This is a genomic window from Hyalangium minutum, assembly GCF_000737315.1.
GTDB lineage: Bacteria > Myxococcota > Myxococcia > Myxococcales > Myxococcaceae > Hyalangium > Hyalangium minutum.
In genome coordinates, this window is record NZ_JMCB01000008.1 from 47,036 (window position 1) to 70,586 (window position 23,551).

Below are 23,551 nucleotides of genomic sequence, written 5' to 3' on the forward strand. Positions count from 1 at the left end.
ACGAGCACCTTGACGCTCGGGGGACCTCGCTGTAGGTACGCCCCCCTCTTTTCAGGTTTCAGGATTCCACAGCAGTCCGTTGGAGATTACCTTGGCGAACACCAAGTCCGCAGAGAAGCGTAACCGTCAGGCCCAGAAGCGCCGCGCTCGCAACACCACCGTGCGCACCACCGTCAAGACCGCCCTGAAGAAGGCCCGCGAGACCATCGCGACCAAGGACGCGGCGAAGACCCCGGACGCCCTGAAGGACGCCATCCGCACGCTGAACAAGGCCGCCTCCAAGGGCGTGATTCACCCGCGCAACGCCTCGCGCCGCATCGCCCGCCTGACCAAGGCCGCCCAGGCCTCCAAGGCCGCGACCAAGTAATCCTGCCGCTGTCCTGTGCTGCTCCGAAGCGCTCCTCGCGGGCGCTTCACCAGTTGCGGGCCAGCCGCTCGTAGGCCTCGCGCATCAGCGTCTCCGAGAGACGGTGGAGCGCGGCCTGGCGGTTGGCCTCGGCTTCCAGCACATCACCGCTGCCCGGGAGGTAGTCCTCCGTGCCGGACACGCTCGTGTCCGCGAGGACTTGCTCGCCCTTGAGCAGCCGGAGGCGCACCTCCGCGAAGGCCCGGTAGCTGGCCAGCTGCGCCGGCGTCTCCGGTGTGGGCTCGGTGACGATCGTCGGCGAGCTGTTCACGTTCGTCACCACCCCTTCGAGGCGGGCCTCGCAGATGCCCCCATCCCCCAGTGTCCCCACGCGCAGCAGTTCCTGGCGCATCGCCTGGGTGAAGAGCGTCTCCAGGCCCGGCTCGGGGGTCTCGTTCTGGAAGACGGGGGCGCAGACGGAGCGCACGCCCTCGGGCAGCGTCGTCTCGCGAGGCACGAAGCGGTAGCCGCACCCCAGTCCCGCCACGAGCACCGCCGCCAGCGCCACACAGAGCCGAGCCATGGCGCTCACAGTATCGGGCTGCGATCGCCGGTCAAGCGCCCGAGCCCACCTAGCGCTCTGGGCCCTGGACGGAGATACCGCGCGAGGCCAGCGCCTGCGTGGCCTCGGTCCAAGCCTTGTCCAGCGCGCGCCACCGCCGGGAGCCGGGCCACAGCGCGTCCAGAAACCACCGGAGCTCCTGGCCCTCACGCGTGCGCACCACAAGGCGGCAATTGCTCAGAACGTAGATGGGGAGCCCCAAGCACAGCACGAGCACTCCGAGCCAGAGCAAGGACGGCCGCACCCAGTACAGGACGACGAGGTTCGCCACCGCGAGGGGCAGAAAGTACATGTTCGATCGACGCTGCAGCCGCACCGTCTCGATCCGCGCGAGCTCCAGGGTCACGGGAGCCGCGCGAGGGCCCGCCTGATAGAGCAGAGCGTTCCCCACGCCCGCGATGGAGCGGCCGGCGCGGCCCTCGAGCCGAAGGAAGGCCGCATCCGGTGGGGAGCCCCCGGGCATGGGGGCATCCGGCAGCGGCTCGCCGCACACCGCACACGGGCCCCGGCGGGCCGGCTGCGGCCTCCGGCACCTCGTACACATGACGAGGACCTCGGTCGGCACCGGGGCTCCCTCCGATCAGCCGACGACGAAGTTCACCAGCCGCTTCGGGACGAAGACGAACTTGCGCAGCGTCTTGCCCGCCATGGCCGCCTTGACCCGCTCGTCCGCCTCGGCGGCGGCGCGCACCGCCGCCTCGTCCGCGTCCACGGGCACCTTGATCTCCGCGCGCAGCTTGCCGTTGACCTGCACCGCGTAGGGGATCTCGTCATCCACCACGAGCGCCGGATCAAACGCCGGCCACTCCTGGTTCACGAGGAGCACCTTGGAGCCGTAGGCCTCGGCCAGCTCGTCGGCGATGTGCGGGGCGAACGGCGTGAGCATCACCGCCAGCAGCCGGATGGCCTCGGCCATGGCTGCCTTCTCCGCCGGCGTCTCGACCGTGCCCACCCCGTAGAGCACATTGATGTACTCCATGACGCCCGCGATGGCGGTGTTGAAGGACAGGCGCTCGATGGCCTCCCCCACCCGCTTCAGCGTCTTGTGCGCGGCGCGGCGGATCTCCAGCGCCTTGCCCTCGTACGTCCCGGAGTGCGTGGAGCCCACGACGCCCTCGTGCGTGGCGGCCAGCGTCCACACGCGCTTGAGGAAGCGGAAGGCGCCCTCCACCTGGGCATCGGACCAGTCGAAGTCGCGCTCGGGCGGGCCCGCGAAGAGCACATAGGTGCGCGCCGTGTCCGCGCCGTACTTCCTCACGATGGACGCCGGTGCCACCGAGTTGCCCCAGCGCTTGGACATCTTCCGGCCGTCCGGGCCGTTCACGATGCCCTGCGTGACGAGGCGCGTGACGGGCTCGTCCACCGGCGACAAGCCCAGCTCCTTCATCACCCGCGTCCAGAAGCGGAAGTACAGCAGGTGCATCACCGCGTGCTCGGGGCCACCCACGTAGACGTCCACCGGGAGCCAGCGCTTGGCCTCGGCCGGATCGAACGGCGCCGCGTCGTAGTGCGGCGACAGGTAGCGCGCGAAGTACCAGCAGGAGTCGACGAACGTGTCCATCGTCTCCGCCTCGCGCCGGGCCGGACCACCGCACTTGGGGCACGTGGTGTTCACCCACGAGGCCACCTTGGCCAGCGGCGGCTCACCCTTACCGGTGAGCACTGCCTGGGTGTCGATCTCCGGCAGGCGCACCGGCAGCTGATCCACCGGTACGGGAATGCCGCGGCGCTCCGGATCGCACTTCTCGCAGTAGACGATGGGGATGGGCGTGCCCCAGTAGCGCTGGCGGCTGAAGCCCCAGTCCTTCTGGCGGTACGTGATGGTGAACTTGCCGCGGCCCTCGGCCTCCAGCTTCGCCGCCATCTTCCGGCGCGCCTCCTCCGAGGTGAGCCCGGTGTACTCGCCCGAGTCCACCAGCACGCCGTACTCCGTAGAGGCCGCCTCCAGCTTGTCTCCCTCGGGCAGCTTGTCGCCCTTGGCCGGCTGGATGACGACCTGGATGGGCAGGCTGTACTTGCGAGCGAACTCGAAGTCGCGCGCGTCATGGGCCGGCACACTCATGACCGCGCCCGTGCCGTAGTCGGACAGCACGAAGTTGGCGATCCAGATGGGCACCGGCTGGCCGGTGAACGGGTTGAGCGCGTACGCGCCCGTGAAGACGCCCTCCTTCGTGGCGCCCTCGGCGGTGCGGTCCGTCTTGCTGATGGCCGCCATCTTCGCCACGAAGGCATCCACCTCGGCGCGGCGCTCGGGCGTCGTCACCTTGGCCACCAGCTTGTGGTCCGGCGCCAGCACCACGTACGTGCAGCCGTAGATGGTGTCGATGCGCGTGGTGAAGACGCGGATCTTCTCCTCGCTGCCCTTCACCGTGAAGTCGGCCTCGGCGCCCTCGGAGCGGCCGATCCAGTTGCGCTGCATGCTGGTGATGCGCTCGGGCCACTCCTTCAGCTCATCCAGCCCGTCCAGCAGCGCCTGCGAGTACTTCGTGATGCGGAACGCCCACTCGGGCATCTCCTTGTCCAGCACCGGCGAGTCACAGCGCTCGCACACGCCCTCCTTCACCTGCTCGTTGGCGATGACGGTGAGGCAGCCGGTGCACCAGTTCACCTTGCTGAAGCGGCGGTACACCAGTCCGCGCCCCAGCATCTGGATGAAGAACCACTGGTTCCACCGGTAGTACTCGGGCTGGCTGGTGTTGACCTCGCGCGTCCAGTCGTAGCTGTAGCCCAGCGAGCGGATCTCCGCCTTGAACGAGTCGATGTTCTCCTGCGTCCGCACCGCCGGGTGCACGCCGTCCTTGATGGCCGCGTTCTCCGCCGGAAGCCCGAACGCGTCCCACCCCATGGGGTGCAGCACGTCGTAACCCTTCATCCGGAAGTAGCGCGCGTACACGTCCCCGATGAGGTAGTTGCGCACGTGCCCCATGTGCATCTTCCCGCTGGGGTACGGCAGCATCTCGAGGATGTACTTCTTGGGAGCTCCCGGCCGCGTGCCCGCACGGAACACGCCCTCCTGCTCCCAACGGATCTGCCACTTTCCTTCGATCGTCTGCGGCTCGTAGCGCTCGTTCATCGCCATAGGTCGGTGCGCCTCTTACGAGACGCCCGCTCGTGACGCAACAGGCTGCGCCCTCTGGAACCGAGGGAAACTCCTACATCGGTCCCTTACAGCCTTCATGAACTTTTCGCTTGCCACTGTTCATCCTGGGAGTCATGATTTCCCTGTACCCAGAGCAATCAGGACCTGTCGGGGGTCCTTGCGCACCACGGGGGAATCGATGACATCCAGGGTTAGTTGGGGAGCAGTTCTGCTGTCCGCGGCGATGACGGTGACGGGATGTGGCGAGGAGCCTTCCGAACTGTCCGCCGTACCAGAGGCCGAGGCCACCACGGTGGCCACTCACACGGCCATCCAGGCGCTGGCCAGCACCGACAAGGTGCTCATCCTGGGCAGCAGCGTGAGCGGCGGAGCGCAGAGCCGCGAGGCGCAGGCGGTGGCGGCGCTGTCGCCCAGCACGCAGGTTGACGTGGTGTCGGCGGAGCAGTGGCGGGCGATGACGGCCCAGCAGTTCATGTCGTATCGGGCGATCATCATCGGCGATGCGGCCTGCCAGAGCGGCACGGCGGCGTTCCAGGCGGCGGTGGACACCCGCAACGTCTGGGGCCCGATGATCGACGGCACCGTGGCGCTGGCCAGCACCAACCTGTCCAGCAACGGCACGCCGCACATGCTGGAGAACGCCATCGCGTTCGCGCTGGACTCGCCGCAGCAGCGCACGGGCATGTACGTCTCGCTGGGCTGCGCCTACCAGAGCGCCGCACCCAACACGGCGGTGCAGCTGCTCGAGCCGCTCGGCGTCTTCAAGGTGTCGGGCCTGCAGGCCTGCGCCAACGCCGGCCACATCTTCGAGATGAACACCGGCATCATGACCCGGAACCTCTCGGACTCGCAGCTGTCGTCCAGCGGGTGCGTGGCGCGCTCGGTGTTCACCCAGTACCCCGACCGCAACTTCTCCTTCGTGGCGGTGGCGCGGAACACCTCCGGCGCTTCGCTGCCGGGCCAGCAGTCCTACACGGACTACATGGAGAACCCGGAGCAGGAGACGAGCTACAACGGCACGCCGTACCTGCTCGTGCGCGGGGCGTCGACCCTGAGCGCCGGCTGCGGCCTGTCGGACTACTCGCCTGCCGGTGAGGAGTGCGACATGGGCGACGGGTGGAACGGGCAGGCCGCGGTGCAGGGCCAGAACCCGCTCGATACCTGCTCGTACACGTGCCGCAACAACTGGTGCGGCGATGGCGTGGTGGACGCGAACTTCGGTGAGGAGTGCGACAACGGCAACCAGAACGGCCGCTTGCTCAGCTCCGCCGGCGCCCTGGGCAACTGCTCTTCGGCCTGCAAGCTGATTGGCCCTTCCTCGCCGCCACCGAGCAACCCGCCCGTGGCGCGCTGCAAGGACGCGGTGGTGTCGGCCGGGTACACCTGCGGCGTGTACGCGAGCGTCGACAACGGCTCCTACGACCCGGACAATGACCTGGTGTCGTGCACGCAGAGCCCGGACAGCGTGTACGGCCTGGGCACCACGGCGGTGACGCTGACCTGCCGCGATGCCCAGAGCCACGTGTCCACGTGCAACGCCACGGTGACGGTGGTGGACAACACGCCGCCGGTGGTGACGCTCAACGGCTCCGCCAGCCACACGCTGGAGTGCAACCGGAACCTCGTGTACCCGGATCAGGGTGCCACCGGTCAGGACGCCTGCTCGGGCGCCCTGCCGACGGTGCGCTCGGGTGTGGTGAACATGGCCCAGGCCAGCACCTACAGCCTGACCTATACCGCGACGGACGGGTCTGGCAACCAGGGCTCGGCCACGCGCAGCGTCACCGTGGCGGACACGCTGGCGCCGACCCTGACGCTGCTGGGCGCGGCTTCGGTGACCGCGGAGTGCGGCACTGCGTTCAATGACCCCGGGGCCGCGGTCTCGGATCAGTGCGTGAACAGCATCTCGGCCACGCGGTCCGGCGCGCTGAACCTCTCGGCGCCTGGCGCCTACACGCTGCGCTACGACGCGCGGGACCCGTCGAACAACGCGGCGGCGTTCAAGACCCGCACCGTGACCGTGAGGGACACGCTCAAGCCCACGGTGACCGTGCAGGGTGCCCTGAACCAGGCGGTGGAGTGCGGCAGCGCCTACACGGACCCGGGTGCCACGGTGCAGGACCAGTGCGCGACCTCCCTGGCGGCGACGGCGACGGGCTCGGTCAATGCCTCGCAGCCGGGCACCTACACCCTGAGCTACCGGGCGGTGGATCCGTCCGGCAACGTGGGCACGGCCACCTCTTCTCGCACGGTGACGGTGAGCGACACGCTGGCGCCCGCCCTGACGCTCAACGGCCCGGCCTCGCTGCAGCTCGAGTGCGCCACCCCCTACACGGATCTGGGCGCCACGGCGCAGGACCTGTGCGCGGGTTCGGTGGCCGTCACGTCGACCGGCTCGGTGAACAACCGGCAGCTGGGTCCCCAGACGATCAGCTACAGCGCGAACGACGGCCGCGGCCACACCGCCTCGGCGACGCGCACGGTCACCGTCGCCGACACCCGGGCGCCGGCCATCACCGTGCAGGGCTCGCTCAACACCACGTATGAGTGCGGCTCCACGTATGTGGATCTGGGCGCCACGGCCTCGGACGCCTGCGCGGGCTCGGTGCCGGTCACCGCGACGCAGACGAGCAACCCGAACCAGCCGGGCAGCTTCACCATCACCTACTCGGCGGTGGACCCGTCCGGAAACTCGGCCACCTCGACCGCCACCCGCACGGTGTCGGTGAACGACAGCGCTCCGCCCACCCTGGTGCTCAACGGCCCGGCCACCCAGTCTCTGGAGTGCGGCTCCTCCTACGAGGACCCCGGCGCCCTGGCTCAGGATGCGTGCTTCGGCGATGTCACGGCCCGCATCACGCGGAGCGGCTCGGTGAACGCCAGCGCCCCGGGCACCTACGCGCTCACCTACAACGTGACGGATCCCGCGGGCCAGGCCGCTCCGTCGGTCAGCCGCACGGTGAACGTCAGCGACACGCTGGCGCCGACCCTGACGGTGCAGGGCTCGCTCAACGCGCAGGTCGAGTGTGGCACGGCGTACAACGATGCGGGCGCCACGGCCTCGGACGTCTGCGCCGGGAACCTGAACTCCGCCATCCGCACCACCAGCAACGTCAACACCTCCGCTCCGGGCGGCTACACCGTGAGCTACGCGGTGACGGATGCCTCCGGCAACTCCGCCTCGGGCGGCCGGGCGGTGACGGTGCGTGACACCCAGGCGCCGGTCATCACGCCGCGCCCCGGTCCCTCCACCCTGGAGTGCAACGGCACGCCCTACGTGGAGCTGGGCGCCACGGCCAACGACGCCTGCCGTGGGGATCTGAGCTCGGCCATCACCACCACCAGCAACCTCGACCAGACGCGCTCGGGTACGTACAACGTCACCTACCGCGTGGCGGACGCCTCCGGGAACGTGGGCACCGCGGTGCGCATGCTCACCGTCGGCCCCTGCTCCACCAACTCGTGCACGAACATCCGCCTGGGTGACTACAACCTGTTCCTGCAGGAGAACTACACCGGTGGCCACGACGTGGTGGGCAAGGTGGCGGCGGGCGGCAACATCTCCATGACGGACTTCTCCGTCGGCATGGGCCTGCCGTCCTCCAACCTCTCCAACACGCTGGTGGCGGGCGGCAACCTGTCGCTGTCTCGCGGCTCCATCGGCGGCGACGCCTGGTACGGTGGCACGCTCACCGCGGACCAGAGCGTGTCGCAGTCGCGCGGCGTCCGCCGCCAGGGCACGCCGATCGACTTCGCGGCCAAGTTCAGCGAGCTGCGCGGCCTGACGGGTCAGCTGGCCAACATGACGGCCACGGGCACCACCCGCCGCGAGAGCTGGGGTGGCATCTCGATGACGGGCAACCGCTCCACGGTGAACGTGTTCGACATCAGCGCCAGCGCCTTCACCGGTGCGGTGTACTGGCAGATCAACGCGCCGGCCGGCTCGCTGGTGGTGGTCAACATCCGCGGCTCTGCGGCCCGGTTCACCAACTTCGGCATCCAGTTCAGCGGCGGCATCGACCAGCACGGCGTCCTGTTCAACTTCGTGGACACCACGAGCATCACCGCCTCGGGCTTCGGCTTCTGGGGCACGGTCCTGGCGCCCTACGCGGACGTGAACTTCAACAACGGCAGCTGGGATGGCGGCATCTACGCGAAGTCCTTCACGGGCAACGCCGAGGGCCACATCAACCCGCTCAACGACCGCGACATCTGCCCGTGAGGGATGAGGCGGGAGCTCCACTGAGAGCTCCCGCTTCGGCCTCCCGAAGCTGAATGCTGAGCACAGCCCTCGCCCCACCGGAGCCCGCTCCGGACCGGGGCGGGGGCTTCAGCTTTTCTGGCGGCGCGAGCGCAGCGCCCACGCCCCCAGCATCAGCGCCACGGCGCCCAGCCCCGCGCCCGAGGCGCTCTCGCAGCCACAGCCCACCTCGAGCGCTCCGGGCATTACCACCGTGAACGTCGTGGGCGCGGAGGAGAAGCCAGTGCTGCCTCCCGTCTCCAGCGCCTGAGCCGTGACGGTGTGCTCACCGGGTGCCAGCGCCTGACCGGGCGTGAGCGTGTAATAGAAGCGCCCGGCCTGATCCAACGGCACCTGGGCCACCTCGGCTCCGTCCACCTGAAGGCGAACCGAGACGCCCAAGGGACTCGTCCCCGTGAGGAGGGGCGTGGGATCCACCTGCTCGCCCTGCGCGGGAGACACGAGGATGGGGTTCATCGCCGGCTCGGCGACGTCGAAGCGGGTCACCGCGGAGAGCGGGCTGTACAGCCCCAGGGACTCCGCGGATGCGCGAAGCTCGTGTGCTCCAGGCGTCAGCTCCATGGGGGCCGTGTAGACGAAGCCGCCATCGGGGCTGCTCGCCTGCACCTGCACGTAGGGCGTCCCATCCAGGAAGAGGTGAACCTGGACGCCCTGCTCGGCCGCCCCTTCGAAGCGGGGACGCGGCGCCACGCCGACCGCTCCATTCACTGGCTGCGACACCGTGGGCGTTACGAGCGTTCGCACCCCGGTGACTGTTTGCTGCGCCGAGCCGTACGCGCTTCCACCATCCAAGCTGGCCGGCCCCGCGCCCCGGCTGTCGCCCGTCGCCGACGATCGCCCCGCCGCCCCGGCGAGCACCACCGCGGGACACGTGAGGGGCTGTCCCTGCAGGAAGACGACGCCTCCAGCGCCGCCACCGCCCGGGCCAATCGGGTACGCGGGATGAACGGTGTCTCCGCCCGCGCCCCCCGAGGCGTCCGCAGCGCCGCAGGCCAGTCCCGCGGCGGATCTCAAGGAGATGGCTCCGCCTGCACCGCCGCCGCCCGCACCGTCATCTCCCGTCCCGGACGTAGGAGGCACCGACGCGCCCTTCGCGCTGAAGCGCCCCGTCCCCACCACCGCCCCCGCGCGCAGGAGCATCAGCCCACCTCCCGCGCCTCCGCTGGTTCCTAAATTGTTGTTGCCCTCGCCCGCGCCGCCGCCCCCGCCAAACACGAGGCGCTCGTAGGGCAGGTACACCACGGCCGCTCCGCCCAGGCCACCCACGTCCCGGTCCCCGTCAGAAGAACGAGCCCCCGTGCCGCCCATGCCGGCATGGCCTCCACCGCCCCCCCCGGAGTTGTGGCAGTTACCGCCGCCCCCGCCGTTGGCCACGTTGCCTCGTCCCGAGGCCGTCCCGTACCGCCCGGCCACCAGCCCCTCTCCTTTATAGGAGCCACCGCTGGCCGAGGGCTCGTCGAGCCCCGCGCAGCCGTCACGGTCCGCGTGGTTGAGGTACACCCCACCCCGGAAGCCGGCGCCGTCCACCGACACGAGCCCGTTGTTGCTCAGCGTGCCGGTGGCCAACAGCGCGAGGATGCCGCCCACGCTCCCGTCCCACGGCGCCGCCCGGAGCGAGCCGTTGGCGAGCACCTGGACGTCCGTGTACTCGGGCACACTCACCACCTGCGTCACCCTGGCGGGGAAGCCGTTCGTCAGCGGCGCGGTCAGCCGCAGCACGCCCGGAGACACGGCCTCGACGCGCCCGTACTCGAACTGGCCCACCGGGTTCGCCGCATCGAGGCGGATCTGCGATGGATCTCCCGAGGCAGGCGCCGGCGTCAGGTCCGTGGATTGATGGAGGAGGACCAGGTCGCCCGCCGAGAAGGCGCTGGCATCCGAGAGCGTCAGGACCTGCGTCCCCGCCGGCGCGCTGGCGGTGAGCTGGGCGTAGCGGTTGACCACGGTGTCCTGCGCCGTGACCCGCAGAAGGCCTCTGCGCCCCGTGCCCAGTCCGAAGGTATCCGGCTCGGCCCCCGCACCACCGGCCCAGAGAAGTCCCGCCACCCAAAGAGTGTTCCGCATGGGGGCATGCTGCCCCACCCCCTCACAAGGGTCGAGGAAGGTGCGGGCGGCGGCGCAGCCCCCTCAACGTCCGCAGGAGCACCCCAGCCCACAGCCCCGTGACGGCGACCACCTCGAACGACGTGCGCGGCAAGCGCGCCACCGTGTGGCTCAGGCCGCGCGGACCAGCTCGGCGACGGTCGCCTTGGGCGCAACCACGGCCTTCGGGCGGTTCTTGCGGATCTGCCGCGCGAGGATGAAGGTGTAGATGACGATTGGCAGGAGGAACAGGTCCGCCACGCCGCCCAGCTGGGCGAAGCGCCCCTGCACGTAGCCGTCGATCAGCAGGCCCACGTAGACGCCCACCACCACGAGCGAGCAGTGCGTGGAGGCCCAGAACACCACGTTGTTGGCCGTGCGCGGATCCTTGTGGGCACCGCGATAGAGCCGGGCCACGTGCCACACGGCCACCGGCGAGCTGGCCATCACGCCCAGCCCCACCCAGATGGGGACGCCCATCCAGAGCACGCCGGGGATGACCATCAGATACGCCACCGCCTGCACCACCGCGTGCATGTGGACGATCGTGCGGGGGCCCAGGCGCACCGGCAGCGTGCGCTTGCCCACGAGGATGTCACCCTCGTAGTCCTGCAGGTTCATGATCGTCATGCGCACGAACTGGATCAGAAAGGCCGGCAGCAGCAGCAGGAAGGGGAAGAAGCTGAACTCGCCCGAGGCCAGCGTGTAGCCGATCACCGGCACGCACCCGTTGAGCCCCGTCGTCACTGTCAGCTCACCCAGGCCCCGATAATTGAACTGGAACGGAGGCGCCGTGTAGAACCACCCCAGCGGCACCGCGATCAGCGCCGCGTACTGCGCCTCCGCCGGCATCGCCAGGATCAGCAGCAGCGCGGTACACAACAGGACACAGCTCGCCGTGAGGCTCACCCACGGCTTGAGCAGGCCCTCCACCAGCACCCGGCTGCCCCCCGTCCACGCGGTGGGCGCGGGGTTGGCCAGGTCCGCCTGCAGATCAAAGTACTCGTTGCAGTAGTGCGTCATCAGGTGGACGCACCAGACGAACAGCTGCCCGTGCACGTACGAAGCCAGAGAGGGCGTGTGCCCCAGGTAGACCGCCGCAGCCACACCCAGCGTGTAAAGAACCCAGCTGTACAGGAGGTATTTCGGCCGCCCCAGGCGAACCAGCAGCATGAAGCTGCGCTTGAGTGAAGCCGCGGGTGGAACAGCCACCACCTCGCCACCATGGATGGGCATCGGGAGATGATTCACTGTGAGGGCCTCCTGACGACGGCAATTCTCTGAATCAGAGAATTAGCGATTAAAATGGTGAAATAGAATTCTTCTATTGTCAAAGAACTCCTGAAATACCGGTTCAGAATTCTTTTCCGAAGGTGAACAGATCACCGCCCTCTTCGCGCGGAGGTGAGTCCGCAACGGAGCGCTACCCACCTGTGCTTTTGTTTACGGTGCGCCCACGCCTTCGCTCGACACGTCCATCCGATCGAACGCGCGGCCGAGGGCCATGACACCCAGGCCTACTTCGAGCGACACCCCCGCCGCAGCGACGAGCCCCGCGCACGGCAGCGCCCAAACACCCAGCACGCCATAGAGCGCGAAGCCCACCAGCGCGGCGACGATGGCTGCAGGCAACAGCCCGCCCATCACCACCACGAGGGCACCTGCGAGCGTCAACAGCCGCTGGCCCAGTGCCTCGATGCCGCGGGCCCGCTCGCCATCAGCGGGGAGCCACGCGGGGAAGAGCACCACGGCGGCGTTCTGGACGAACACACCGCCAATGGCGAGCGCGGGCAGCAACGGCGCCAACCCCAGTGCCCCGGCCACCCACAGCTCGGCCCCCCACGGGCCGGGAGCCCCCACGGCCATGGCCACGGCCAGCAGGAGCAGCACGAGCTGCATGATGGCCAGCAGCACCCCCGGGGCCAGCATCTCGGCGGCGACCACCTGCCTTCCCGTCAACGGGAGCGCCCGGAGCAGATCCAGCTTGGGCAGATCCAGGCGGAGATCCGAGCGCATGGAGACGGGGCCGAACACGGTGAGCATGCCCGCGAACGTCAGGTAGACGCCCGCCATCACCTGCCGCGTCTGGGAGAGCGCGGCGGGAGCGAACACGGCGACGCCCAGGGGCACGGCGAGCCCCAGCAGCGCCAGCACGAGCAGCACCTCGGGCCCGGCGATGCGACGCGCGGCGATGAGGTTCTTCCACAGCAGCGCCACCTCGGGCCGTCCGGAGGCGCTCAGGCGGAAGAAGGGCTTGCGCAGGACGATGTGCCCCACCCGGGCCACCCGCTGGCTGCGCCGCCGCGCCGTCTCCTCGGCCCGCACCACCACCGCCTCCTCGAAGGGGACGATGAGCACGGTGATCCAGAGGTAGTGGACCGCGAGCAGCCCCAGCACGATCGGCATCGAGCGGAGGAAGGCCCCCACCCCCTCCGCCAGAGCGGGCGCCACCAGGACGCGCCCCGGCCACAGGGCCACCTGGAGCGCCGGGTGCGAGACGAGCGCGAAGAGCCACTCCCGGGAAGGCGCCTGGCCCTCGGGGCCCACCGGGAAGGGGTTCTCCTGGAACGCCGAGTACCCGGCCCACCCCAGGGCCGCGAACAGCACGAGGAGCACGGCCCACCGCAGCACCGTGCCCCACCCTCCGAGCCGGGCCAGCCGCGTGCGAACGAACGAGGCCGCGGTGACGTGCAGGTTCACGGTGACGAACGCGAGCACGGAGCCCAGGAAGAACAGCACCAGGTGCGGGGTGACGGCCCGCCCGATGAAGATCGTGGTGAAGACAGAGCTGACCCCGGCGCCCATCACCCCGCGGGCCAGCTTGTAGTGCAGCAGCCCGCGCCGGCTGATGGGTGCGGCGAACAGCTGCTGCACCTCCGTCTCCGTGAACGCGAGCGACGGCCGGTCCTGCCCGAGGATCCAAGCGGCGGCCAGCGACACCATCACCATGGTGCCCAGCGACAGCTCGGCCAGGGCGCGCGCGCTGGGGGGCAGCGACTCCACGGAGCGCGAGTAGCTCAGCCGCCGGACCACCATCATATAAAGGTAGGCACCGCCGACGATGAGCCCCGCCAGGTACTTCGGCTGGCGCATGCGCTCCAGCTGCTTGCGCACGCGGTTGCGCAGCGAGGCCCACCACAGGAACGCCACCGCGCGCGGGAAGCTCATGAGGCGGGAGGCTCCGGCCTCTCCTCGCTCCCGGCGCTGGTGATGCGCACGAAGATCTCCTCCAGCGAGGCGTTGCCGCCCTCCAGCCCGCTCAGCTGCGCGCGGATCTCCGCCAGGGTGCCGAGCGCCACCGCGCGGCCTCCGGAGATGACGAGGATGCGGTGGCACAGCTCCTCCACCAACGGCAGCAGGTGCGAGGAGAGCACCAGCGCCGCCCCCTGCTCCGCCCGCTTCCGCAGCGAGGCCTTCATCCTCCGGATGCCGATGGGGTCCAAGCCCGTGAGGGGCTCGTCCAGGAGAATGAGCCGCGGGTCATGCAGGAAGCCGCAGGCGATGGAGAGCTTCTGCTTCATGCCGCGCGACAGCTCTCCCGGCAGCGCCTTCTCCTTGTTCCCCAGCTCCATCTCCGCGAGCAGCGCGCGCGCCTTGTCCTCCCACTGCTCCACGCCATAGAGGCGGGCCACGAAGTTCAGGTGCTCCCAGACGGTGAGGTACTCGAAGAGGCGCGGCTCGTCCGGCAGGAACGCCAGCGCTTGCTTCGCCTTCACGGGCTCGTGCGCCACGTCATGGCCCACCACGGCGACCTTCCCCGAGGACACGGGGAGGATGCCCGCGAGGCACCTCAGGGTGGACGTCTTTCCCGCACCGTTGGGGCCCACCAGCCCCAGCACCTCGCCGGGCGCCACCTGGAAGGTCAGCCCCTGCACGGCCTTCACCGCGCCGTAGGTCTTCTCCAGGGACACCACCTCCAGCACGGGCGTCCCGGTTCCAGGTTCCACTGTCGTCTCGGGAGGAAGCACCTCGGCTCCGGCTCAGTGCAGGTTCAGCAGCCCCTTCACCGTATCGAGCACGACCTTGGCTTGCACGGGTTTGACGAGGTAGGCGCTTGCCCCGAGCGCCAGGGCCCGGTCGCGGTCCGCCGTGGCCCCCTCGGTGGTGATGACCACGATGGGGACGTCCTTGTGGATCGGATCCTGCCGGATGTGGCTGATCAGCTTGAGCCCATCCATCAGCGGCATGTTGATGTCGGTGAGGACCAGGTCGAACTGGCCCTGGGTGAACTTCTTCAGGCCGTCGGCACCGTCCGCGGCCTCGACGCAGACGACTCCGCCCAGCCGCTGCAGGGCATACATGATGCTGCGCCGCATGGCCTGGGAGTCGTCTACCACCAGCGCCCGGATCTGCGTCATGGCTGGGAAGATACCACCGCCGTCCAGAAAACGGCCGGATTCGCCGCCGCCTACCGCCGGCGCCGGGCCAGCGTCAGCAGCGCGGGGCCGATCTCCCCCAGCGGCAGCACCCGCTTCACCACTCCGGTGGAGATGGCCTCCTGGGGCATGCCGAAGACGACGGCCGTCTCCTCGGACTCGGCCCAGACCTCGCCGCCCACGTGGTGCACGTCCTTTGCCCCCGCCGCCCCGTCCGAGCCCATGCCCGTGAGCACCACCGCCAGGGACTTGTGCCCCAGCGCCTTGGACACGCTGGTGAAGAGCCGGTCCACCGACGGCACGTACCGGTCCTTCGCGGCGACCTCGGGCGTCTTCAGCACCAGGTGACCGGCCTGCTCCACCAGCAGCATGTGGCGCCCGCCCGGAGCGATGAAGACGTGGCCAGGGGCCAGACGGTCTCCCTCCTTCGCCTCCGAGACGTGGAACGGGCCAATGCTGTCCAGCCGGTCCGCGAACGCCTTGGTGAACTGGGAGGGCATGTGCTGGCAGACCAGCACGCAGAAGGTGGGCTCGGCCGCGAGCGCCTCCAGGAGCCGCTGCACCGCCGGAGGCCCACCCGTGGACGCGCCCACGGCCACGATGAAGGGGGGCGCCTCGATGGGCTCGCGCTCCCGAGGCAGCCGCGTGGGAAGCCGCCTCGCCCCACCCCCCCGGCGCACCAGCCGCGCCGCGCGGACCTTCTCCAGCAGCTCCGTGCGCAGTTCCTCGAGCGCCTGCGGCGTCGGCTTGGCCGGCCGGGCGATGAAGTCGAAGGCCCCCAGTTCCAGCGCCTTGAAGACGTCCGCCTTGTGGGTATGGCTGGAGATGACGATGGCCGGCGTGGGAGCGGCGCTCCGCAGCAGCCGCAGGAAGGTGTACCCGCCCATGCGGGGCATCTCCAGGTCCACCGTCACCACGTCGGGGCGCAGGTCCACCACCTTGCGCAGCCCCTCCTCACCGTCCAGCGCCCAGTCCAGCACCTGGACATCCGGCTCGGACTCCAGCAGCTGCTTGATGGTCCTCCGGTTGTGCGCCGAATCGTCGATGACGAGCACCGTGGTGGGAGGGCGCGTCGTCATAGCGTGCCCCTCGGGAGCAGCGGGGGCTTGCGGTACGCCAGGTCGCCTTGCAGGTGCACCAGCTCGAAGTCCGCGCCCAGGTTGAGCAGGTTCTCCGAGTGGCCCAGCAGCAGATAGCCCCCAGGCACGAGCCGGTCATGGAAGACCTGAAGCACGCGGCGCCGTGCCGGAAGATCGAAGTAGATCATCACGTTGCGGCAGAACACGGCGTCCACCTTCGGCATCTGGCGGCAGGCCTCCTCGTCCAGCAAGTTGAGCTGCTCGAAGGTCACCCAGGAGCGCACGTCGTCCTTCACCCGGACCTTGTTGGCCCCGAGCGGGAGGAAGAAGCGCGCCACGTGCTCGGGCGAGGTGGCTCGCAGCGAGGACGGGCCGTACTCGCCCCGGCGGGCCGTGGTCAGCACCCGGCGGGAGATGTCCGTGCCGTAGACGAGGACATCCCAGCCCTCGAAGCGGCGGCTCTGCTGCAGGAGCATCGCGATGGTGAAGGCCTCCTCTCCCGTGGAGCAGCCGGCGGACCAGATGCGCAGCCGCTTGAGGGCGCCGTTGCGCTGCTGGAGCGCGGGCAGCAGCTCATCGGTGAAGGCCTGGAGCTGGCCGGGCTCGCGGAAGAAGTAGGTCTCATGGGTCGTCAGCGCCTCGACGGCGGCCTCCAGCTCCACGCGGCGCTGGGCGTCATAGCGCAGGTAGCGGTGGTAGCCGGCGAAGTCCCGCAAGCCCAGCGCCTCCAGCCGGGGCCACAGGCGCCGCTCCATGACGAACTTCATGTCCTCGCGCACGAGGATGCCGCAATGGGAGTAGACATGGTCGCGGAGGAGTCTGAACTCCTCTGCGCTCATCTCCGGCCGGCCTTCTTCGTCGAAGCGTGACCCCACCTGAGCCCCCATCTCTCATCGCCTCGAGAGGCGCTCCACCGCATCCGTGAGCGCCCGCCGTGCCAGCGCGTCCTGCTCCACCGCCAACGCCGATCGCACAGCCTCTAGACTGTCGCGTCCTCCCGAATCTCCCAGCACCCGAGCCGCCGTGGCGCGCACGTCCCAGCCGGGGTGCTGCAACAGCTCCACCGCCAGCGCCACACCCTCGGCCGACACCGCTCCGGCCTGGAGCGCGGCCTTCACCACCTCCGCGTCCGCGTGGCGCGTGGCCTCTCGGAGCACCTGCGGCCGCACGGAGCCAATGCGCCCCAGCGCGCGCACCGCCCGTCCCGCCAGCGCACCGTCTGGGTGGCTCACCAGCGCCTCGAGCTCGGGCATCCGGTCAGAGGCGCCACACTCGCCCAGCGCCTCCACGGCGGCGAGCTGCACGGCGATGTCCTCGTCCTGCAGCGCAGGCTTGAGCAGCGCGCCCGCGGAGGGATCTCCTACCCTCCCCACCGCCCGGGCCCCTGCCGCACGCACCGGCGCCGCCTCGTCCTGCAGCGCCGAGCGGGCCAGCTCCAGCCCCACCGCGGGATCCACGTCCATCGCGGCTCCCAGGGCCGCCGCGCGCAGCAGCGGATCCGAGGCCCGCGCCAGCTTGCGGAACGTCGGCAGCGCGGCAGTGCCTCCCGCGTGGGCGTACGCGGCCAGTGCGGCCGGAGAGGGCCGCTTCTCGACCACTTCCTCCAGCGCCGCGAGCACGGCCTCCCGGCAGCCACCGGAGAGAACCCCCAGCGCCCGGACCGCCGCGCCTGCCAGGGCCGGCTCTTCGAGCAACGCCACCAGAGGCGCCACCGCATCCGGCGACTGGGTCCGCCCCAGCGCCTTCACGGCCACGGCGCGAAGATCGTCCTCGGCCCACTCCAGCAGCGCGCTCAGCGCCGGGACATAGGACGGATCCACCATCTCCAGCATCGCCTGGGCGGCGGCTGCACGCGCGGGCAGGGACAGCTCCGCCATGCGCCCGAGCAGCTCACGCCCCGCCTCGGAGCCGAGCCGGGACAGCGTGCGAATCACTTCGCGCAGCAGCCGATCTTCCCGTGCCGCCTCCGCCACCGCGATGGCGAGCGAAGGCTCCCGCAGGGCCCCGGCCGCCACGAGCGCTCCGGCCCGAACAGGCATGTCCTCGTTCTCGAAGGCGCGGGTGACGAACTCCACGGCCTCGGGCACGCGCTTGAGGGCGGCACGCGTCTGGGCGTCAATCTCCGCGCGCAGGGTGCCGTCCGCCACGCTGGCCTGGCTGCCCAGGGCGCCCAGCGCGGCCTCGCGGATGGAGCGGACCTCCGAGCCCAGCCCCCGGCTGATGAGCTCCGTGGCGGCCACCTGGGGAATGAGCCCCATGACGCGGTAGGCGCTGCGGCGCAGCAGCGGATCACTCAGCAGGGGAACCACCACGGGCAGCGGCGGCGGCCACTGAAGCTGCGAGAGCGCCTCCAGCACGGCCAGCCGCAGCAGCGTCTCGGGCTCCTTGAGCAAGCCCTCCAGGGCGCGCGCCCCGGCATCCGAGCCCAGCCGCCCCAGCGCCTCCACGGCGGAGACGCGGACGTTGAGATCCGAGTCCGCCAGCGCGCCAATCAGCGCGCTCTCCGACGCGCGCCGCCCCAGCTGCCCGAGGATGTCCGCGGCGAACTTCCGCTGATCGGGATCCTCATGGGTCAGCAGCCGGATGAGCGGCGCCACCGACACATCCCCGAGCCCCACGAGGGCCTCGGCGGCGGCGTTGCGAGCCCCCGTCTCACCGCGCTCGCCCAGGACGGCGACGAGCCGCTGAGCCACCTGCGTGAGGGAGGGCAGCCGCCGCAGGGCCTCGGACGCAGCCCGGCGCACGCGCCAGCTCTCGTCGTGGAGGCCCTGAATGAGCGCATCGAGCGCGGTAGGGCTCGCGGGGTCCACCGCGAGCACCGCCTGGTAACGCTCCTCCTCGGGCTGGGGAGCGAGCACGTGGGTCACGCCTCGCCTCCCATCCGCTTCGCCTCCCGCTCCACCTCCGAGCGCAGCAGCACCTTGATGTCCAGCAGCAGCCGCGGGCGCTCCACCGTCCCGCACACGCCCACCACGAACGGCGTACGGCCCGGCGACAGCAGCGCCGGCGCAGGCTTGATCTCACTGCGGCGCACCCGCATGACCTCCGTGACCCGATCCACCCTGAGCGCCAACCTCCTCCGGCCTACCAGGCATACCAGCAACCGGGTCTTCTGGGAGGCCGGAGCCTCCACGGTGTTCAACCGCTGGCGCAGATCCACCACCGGCAGCAGGGCCCCGCGCAGGTGCAGCATGCCCTCGACGAACGAGGGCGCTCGCGGCACGGGGATGACACGCTGAGGTGGGAGGATCTCTTCCACGCGCATGATGTCGACAACGTACTCCTCACGGCCCACGGAGAAGCAGCACAGCTGCACGAGCGGGTCACGGGGCGCCGAGTCCTCGGGGCGGGGGCGGCGCGTGGTCAGGGTCACCGGCTCTCTCATGCGAGCGCCTGCTGAATGTCGAGGAGAATGTAGAGCTGCGAGTTGCGGCGGCCGATGCCCACCACACAGTCGCGCTCGCCGCCGAGCCCCTGCGGGGCCGGCTCCAGCATGGAGGGCTTGAGGCGGACCACGTCCCGGACCGAGTCCACCCACACACCCGCGGGGCCCTCCTCCGTATGGGCCACGAGGATGCGGGCCTGGCGCGGAGGCGGCGGCGCATCGGGGCCCGCCACCACGGAGGCCGTGTCGGTCAACCTCAGCCGCATCTTCAAGTCATACACGGGGATGACATCCCCCCGCAGGTTCATCACGCCCAGCAGCCCGGCCTCCGCTCGAGGAATCTCCGTCAACGGGGGCACCTTGCCGATCTCCCGGATGGAGGTGATGGGGACAGCGTAGCACTCGTCCTCCAGGACGAAGGCCAGGTACTCCTCGGGCGTCTCCTCGGGGATGAGGGGCTGAAGCTCGTCGCTGCCCGCAGCGAACTCCAACAGGCCCCCGACGTCCTCGTCCGGCCGGTAGAAGAAGTCATCGAGCAGTGCGGAGAAGCGCGACACGGGCAGAGAAGAATAGCAGCCCCGGGGCCCCTTGCGTCACGCCCAGCGACGCTCGGGCCCCATTCCATCTTCAAGCAGTGCCGCGACATCCAGAACGAGCACGGTTCTCCGGTTTCCCAGATCCGTCGCGCCTGAGATGCCTCGCACGGACTGGAGCCGGCCGCCCAGCGGCTTGGTGACGATGTCCTGCTGGCCGAAGAGCTCGTCCACGGCGATGCCCATGCGCTCCTGCGCCAAGCCCACCACCACCACGAAGTGGCGGCCGGTGTTGCGCTCGGGGAGCTTGAAGAGACGGGCCAGCCGGGTGAACGGCAGCGTCTGTCCGCGCAAGTCCAGCACCTCGCGCCGCTCCACGGTGCGGATGTCCTTGGGCTGCACGGAGAGGATCTCCAGCACGCTGTTGAGCGGCACCGCGTAGGTCCGCCCACTCACCCCCACCACCAGGGCGCGGATGATGGCCAGCGTAAGCGGGAGGGTGAGCTGGAAGGCCGTCCCCCGCCCGCGCTCGCTCCACACGTCGATGAGGCCCGACAGGTTGCTGATGTTGTTCTTCACCACGTCCAGGCCCACACCGCGGCCGGACAGCTCGGACACGTTGCGAGCGGTGGAGAAGCCCGGCAGGAAGATGAGGTTGAGCAGCTCCCGCCGGGTCATCTCGTGGGCCTGGGCCTCGGTGATGAGCCCCTTCTGAATGGCCACCTCGCGGACGCGCAGCTCGTCGATGCCGGAGCCGTCGTCGCTCACCTCGATGACGACGTGGTTGCCCTTCTGCTCGGCCCTCAGCGACACGGTGGCGCGGCGCGACTTGCCCGCGGCCACCCGGGCCTCCGGGGGCTCCACGCCGTGATCGATGGCGTTGCGGATGATGTGCATCAGCGGATCGCTCAGCTCCTCGACGATGAGCTTGTCCAGCTCCACCTCACCGCCGCTGCTCAGGAAGTCGATCTCCTTGCCGGCCTCGCGGGCGATGCGGCGCACCAGCCGGGCCAGCTTGTCGAAGACCTGGCCCACCGGGACCATGCGCGCCTCGAGCAACCCGCCCTGGAGCGCGTCCAGCTTGCGCTCGAGCTGCCGCGTCTCGCGCGCCAGCTCCGTCACCCAGGCCTTGGAGAGCACCAGCGTGCCCTCCTGCCGCGCCGTCTCCGCCATGCGCTGGAGGTTGGCCTTGATGAGCAGCAGCTCGCCCACCGTGTTCATCAGCCCGTCCAGGCGGCGGATGTCCACGCGCACCGTCTGAGTCAGCGAGCGCAGCGAGGTGTCCGGGTCGATCTTCGGCCCCCGGGAGATCGGTTCACCCGTAGCGCCATCGACGACCTCGGTGATGCCCAGGTCGGCCACCGGGGGCGGCGTCATCAACGGCGGAGGGAGCTCGTCATCCGGCACCGGGGGCGGAGGCAGCACAGCACCCGCCCCCTTGGCCGGCTTCGCGCCCGAGCGTCCCTTGGCCAGGGCCTTGGACTCCTCGGCGGGAGTCGGCGCGGGGGTGACCACCTTCGCCGGAGCAGTGGGAGTCGGCGGCGGAGTCGCAACGCTCTTGGTGGGAAGCGGAGCTTCGGGGGAGCGGGCCACCACTGTCGTCCGGGGAGGCTCGCGGGGGGCCGGAGGCGCCGAGCGTCCCGGAACCGGGGCACGCACCCCGAGCTGGGAGAGCTGCGCAGGGGTGCCATCGAGCGCCTCGGACAGCTCGGGGCCGGACACCTTCGAGCCGAAGATGAGATCGAACGCGATGCCACTGGCGCTGCTGGGCTGGGCCGAGGGCAGCGTGCTGATGATCTCGCCCACGGGCTTGAGGCGGGAGTTCAGCTCGGCCAGGCCCTTGTCGAAGTCGGACAAGTCAAAGTCGGCGCGCACGCGCCACAGCGCCACGCCCCGGCGGACGTTCTCCCGCAGCCGGTGCTCCTCGTACTCGGTGAAGACGGCGCGCACCTGGGAGTCCAGGTCCAGGCGGTCGAGCGGATCCTCCTCGCCCGGAGCCGAGGGCTCGCCCAGGTGGGAGAAGCGCTCGATGAGCCCCTCCACCCGCGAGGACTGCGAGGACGAGGTCTCCCCGCGCGAAGCATCCACGAGCAGGGACTGGAGCACGTCCAGGGCCTCGACGAGCGAGTCCAGGGTGGTGTCGTCCAGGACGAGCTTGCCCAGCCGGAGCCGGTCCAGCAGGTCCTCCATGCCGTGGGCGAGCCGGGCGATGCGGTCCTGGCCGAACAGCCCCGCGAGCCCCTTGAGCGAGTGGGCGGCGCGGAAGATGCCGTTGATGAGATCGGGGTCGACCTCCTGCCCCCGGCGCTCGTCGAGCGTGAGCAGGTCCTTGTTGAGCGTGTCGAGGATCTCCGTCGCCTCGGCGACGAACTCGGCCAGCGCTTTGCCTCCCTGGTTCACGGCGGCGGGGCTCTCCGGCTCAGGCCAGCTTCAGGTAGCGCCGCAGCAGCGCGGTCAGATCATCCGGCTTGAACGGCTTGACCAGGTACTCGGCGGCCCCGAGCGCCATGCCGCGATCCCGATCCTGCTCACGCCCCTCGGTGGTGATGATGAACAGGGGGGTGTCGCGGTAGTTCGGGTTCTTCTTGACGAAGTTGATCAGCTCCAGCCCGTTGATGTCGGGCATGTTGATGTCGGTGATGATCAGATCGAAGCGGTGACGCGGCAGCAGCTTGAGGGCCTCGAAGCCGCTGGCGGTGGTGAAGGCCTCGACTCCGGAGACGGACTCTACCGTGGCGGCGATGAACTCGCGCGACGCCTTGGAGTCCTCCACGATCAAGACCTTGAGTCCCATGTGGCCGGAAATGTTAGCAGAACCTCGACAGTGAGGTGATTCTTTGGCCGGACCTACCCGTCAGGACTTCTTCACGGGAAGGAGCTTCGCCAGAGACTTATCGGCCAGCACGGTAACGCGCTTCCCCTTGAAGCCCGGGAGGAAGTGCTGCTGGAGGGCCTCGGCCTGGGCGGCCTCGTCCACCTTGCCCCCGAAGGGAAGCTCCAGGGCCACGGACTCGACATTTGCCTTGGCGAGCACCTGGGCTGCATTGGCCAGGACCCGGCGCAGGGTGGCGGTGTCCAGGTTCTTCCGGGTGCCCAGGCCCACCGCGAAGATGCGGCCCATGGGCATCCGCCCGTCCGTGGGCAGCAGGAGCCAGTCTTCCTTCACGCCAGTGAAGAAGCCGCCCTTGAGCACCCGGGACAGGGAGCCGCACAGCCGCCAATCCACGTAGCCGGCGGTGCCGGGCAGGGGCCGGTCATCCTCGGCCACGAAGAGGCAGAGGGCGTCCACCCCGGTCAGGGCATCCAGGCCTTCGAGGCCGATCTCGTAGGTGGAGACGCTCACGGCTTTCCGAGGGACACCGCGACGCGGTCGAGCAGGCCGTTGACGAAGGCGCTGGACTCCTCCGTGCCGAAGTTCTTGCCCAGCTCCACGGCCTCGTTGATGGAGACCTTCTTGGGAATGTCCGGGCGGTACTTCAGCTCGAAGACGCCCAGGCGCAGCACGTTCCGGTCGATGCGGGACATGCGGTCCAGCCGCCAGTTGTGGCTGTGCTTCTCGATGAGCTCGTCAATCTCCTTCTGGTTCGCCCGGACGCCCTCGACGAGCTCCTGGGCGAACTTGACGGCGTCGGGGTCCGGCTTGCCCTCCTCGGTGGAGGCGGACCACGCGGACGCGAGCGCCTCGTAGGAGGAGAGGTTGTCGGCCATGTCCAACTGGTAGAGCGCCTGCAGCGCGCGCTCGCGGCCGGTTCTGCGAGCCCCCATGA

19 protein-coding genes are annotated in these 23,551 nt (G+C 69.9%); 2 read left to right on the forward strand and 17 right to left on the reverse strand.

Going from position 1 to position 23,551, the window contains the following annotated elements; translation table 11 throughout:
• The first annotated feature begins 91 nt into the window (after positions 1-91).
• Complete coding sequence (rpsT, locus tag DB31_RS21465; protein ID WP_044190966.1) at positions 92-367, forward strand: 30S ribosomal protein S20; 276 nt, start codon at positions 92-94, stop codon at positions 365-367.
• A gap of 46 nt (positions 368-413) precedes the next feature.
• Here the strand turns inward: rpsT and lptE are convergent, their stop codons facing one another.
• From lptE to leuS, 3 genes are all read right to left on the reverse strand, one after another.
• Positions 414-929 (reverse strand): LPS assembly lipoprotein LptE, encoded by a 516-nt coding sequence (gene lptE / locus DB31_RS21470; protein WP_240486801.1) that lies wholly within the window; start codon positions 927-929, stop codon positions 414-416.
• Positions 930-978: 49 nt separating this feature from the next.
• Positions 979-1,431, reverse strand: coding sequence for a hypothetical protein (locus DB31_RS21475; RefSeq protein ID WP_157232099.1), 453 nt, complete (start codon positions 1,429-1,431; stop codon positions 979-981).
• Between the two features lie 117 nt (positions 1,432-1,548).
• Positions 1,549-4,047, reverse strand: coding sequence for a leucine--tRNA ligase (gene leuS / locus DB31_RS21480; RefSeq protein ID WP_044190969.1), 2,499 nt, complete (start codon positions 4,045-4,047; stop codon positions 1,549-1,551).
• 199 nt (positions 4,048-4,246) lie between these two features.
• Between leuS and DB31_RS46690 the strand changes: the two genes are divergently transcribed.
• Positions 4,247-8,290, forward strand: a complete 4,044-nt coding sequence (locus DB31_RS46690) for an immunoglobulin-like domain-containing protein (protein WP_169787084.1) — start codon at positions 4,247-4,249, stop codon at positions 8,288-8,290.
• Positions 8,291-8,398: 108 nt separating this feature from the next.
• On the opposite strand, the gene agmC is transcribed toward DB31_RS46690, so the two are convergent.
• The 14 genes from agmC to nusB all read right to left on the reverse strand — a co-directional run bounded on the left by agmC (position 8,399) and on the right by nusB (position 23,549).
• A complete protein-coding gene (gene agmC / locus DB31_RS21490) occupies positions 8,399-10,393 on the reverse strand; it encodes an adventurous gliding motility protein AgmC (protein WP_044190971.1) in 1,995 nt (664 codons plus the stop codon).
• Positions 10,394-10,543: 150 nt separating this feature from the next.
• On the reverse strand, positions 10,544-11,662 hold the full coding sequence (locus DB31_RS21495; RefSeq protein ID WP_157232101.1) for a prenyltransferase: 1,119 nt from the start codon (positions 11,660-11,662) through the stop codon (positions 10,544-10,546).
• A 192-nt stretch (positions 11,663-11,854) separates the two neighbouring features.
• Positions 11,855-13,579, reverse strand: a complete 1,725-nt coding sequence (locus DB31_RS21500) for a putative ABC exporter domain-containing protein (RefSeq protein ID WP_044190972.1) — start codon at positions 13,577-13,579, stop codon at positions 11,855-11,857.
• On the reverse strand, positions 13,576-14,358 hold the full coding sequence (locus tag DB31_RS21505) for an ABC transporter ATP-binding protein (RefSeq protein WP_240486802.1): 783 nt from the start codon (positions 14,356-14,358) through the stop codon (positions 13,576-13,578). Before DB31_RS21505 ends, DB31_RS21500 begins: the two co-directional genes overlap by 4 nt.
• A 33-nt stretch (positions 14,359-14,391) precedes the next feature.
• On the reverse strand, positions 14,392-14,769 hold the full coding sequence (locus DB31_RS21510; RefSeq protein ID WP_044190976.1) for a response regulator: 378 nt from the start codon (positions 14,767-14,769) through the stop codon (positions 14,392-14,394).
• A 50-nt stretch (positions 14,770-14,819) separates the two neighbouring features.
• A complete protein-coding gene (gene cheB / locus DB31_RS21515) occupies positions 14,820-15,866 on the reverse strand; it encodes a chemotaxis-specific protein-glutamate methyltransferase CheB (protein WP_044190977.1) in 1,047 nt (348 codons plus the stop codon).
• On the reverse strand, positions 15,863-16,705 hold the full coding sequence (locus DB31_RS21520; RefSeq protein WP_044191457.1) for a CheR family methyltransferase: 843 nt from the start codon (positions 16,703-16,705) through the stop codon (positions 15,863-15,865). Before DB31_RS21520 ends, cheB begins: the two co-directional genes overlap by 4 nt.
• Before the next feature lie 51 nt (positions 16,706-16,756).
• Entirely contained in the window at positions 16,757-18,733 is a 1,977-nt protein-coding gene (locus tag DB31_RS21525) for a HEAT repeat domain-containing protein (RefSeq protein ID WP_044190978.1), read from the reverse strand.
• Entirely contained in the window at positions 18,730-19,251 is a 522-nt protein-coding gene (locus DB31_RS21530) for a chemotaxis protein CheW (RefSeq protein WP_044190979.1), read from the reverse strand. Before DB31_RS21530 ends, DB31_RS21525 begins: the two co-directional genes overlap by 4 nt.
• Entirely contained in the window at positions 19,248-19,808 is a 561-nt protein-coding gene (locus DB31_RS21535) for a chemotaxis protein CheW (RefSeq protein WP_044190980.1), read from the reverse strand. The genes DB31_RS21530 and DB31_RS21535 overlap by 4 nt, the downstream gene beginning before the upstream one ends.
• Before the next feature lie 36 nt (positions 19,809-19,844).
• Positions 19,845-22,184: a chemotaxis protein CheA gene (locus tag DB31_RS21540; protein WP_044190981.1), complete on the reverse strand. Its 2,340-nt coding sequence runs from the start codon at positions 22,182-22,184 to the stop codon at positions 19,845-19,847.
• 19 nt (positions 22,185-22,203) lie between these two features.
• The gene (locus DB31_RS21545; protein ID WP_044190982.1) at positions 22,204-22,578 is read right to left on the reverse strand and encodes a response regulator; all 375 of its coding nucleotides are present in this window, start codon (positions 22,576-22,578) and stop codon (positions 22,204-22,206) included.
• 60 nt (positions 22,579-22,638) lie between these two features.
• Positions 22,639-23,127 carry a M17 family peptidase N-terminal domain-containing protein gene (locus DB31_RS21550; RefSeq protein WP_044190983.1) on the reverse strand — a complete coding sequence of 163 codons (489 nt, stop codon included), beginning with the start codon at positions 23,125-23,127 and terminating at the stop codon, positions 22,639-22,641.
• Positions 23,124-23,549 (reverse strand): transcription antitermination factor NusB, encoded by a 426-nt coding sequence (gene nusB, locus DB31_RS21555; protein ID WP_044190984.1) that lies wholly within the window; start codon positions 23,547-23,549, stop codon positions 23,124-23,126. The genes DB31_RS21550 and nusB overlap by 4 nt, the downstream gene beginning before the upstream one ends.
• Positions 23,550-23,551: the final 2 nt, after the last annotated feature.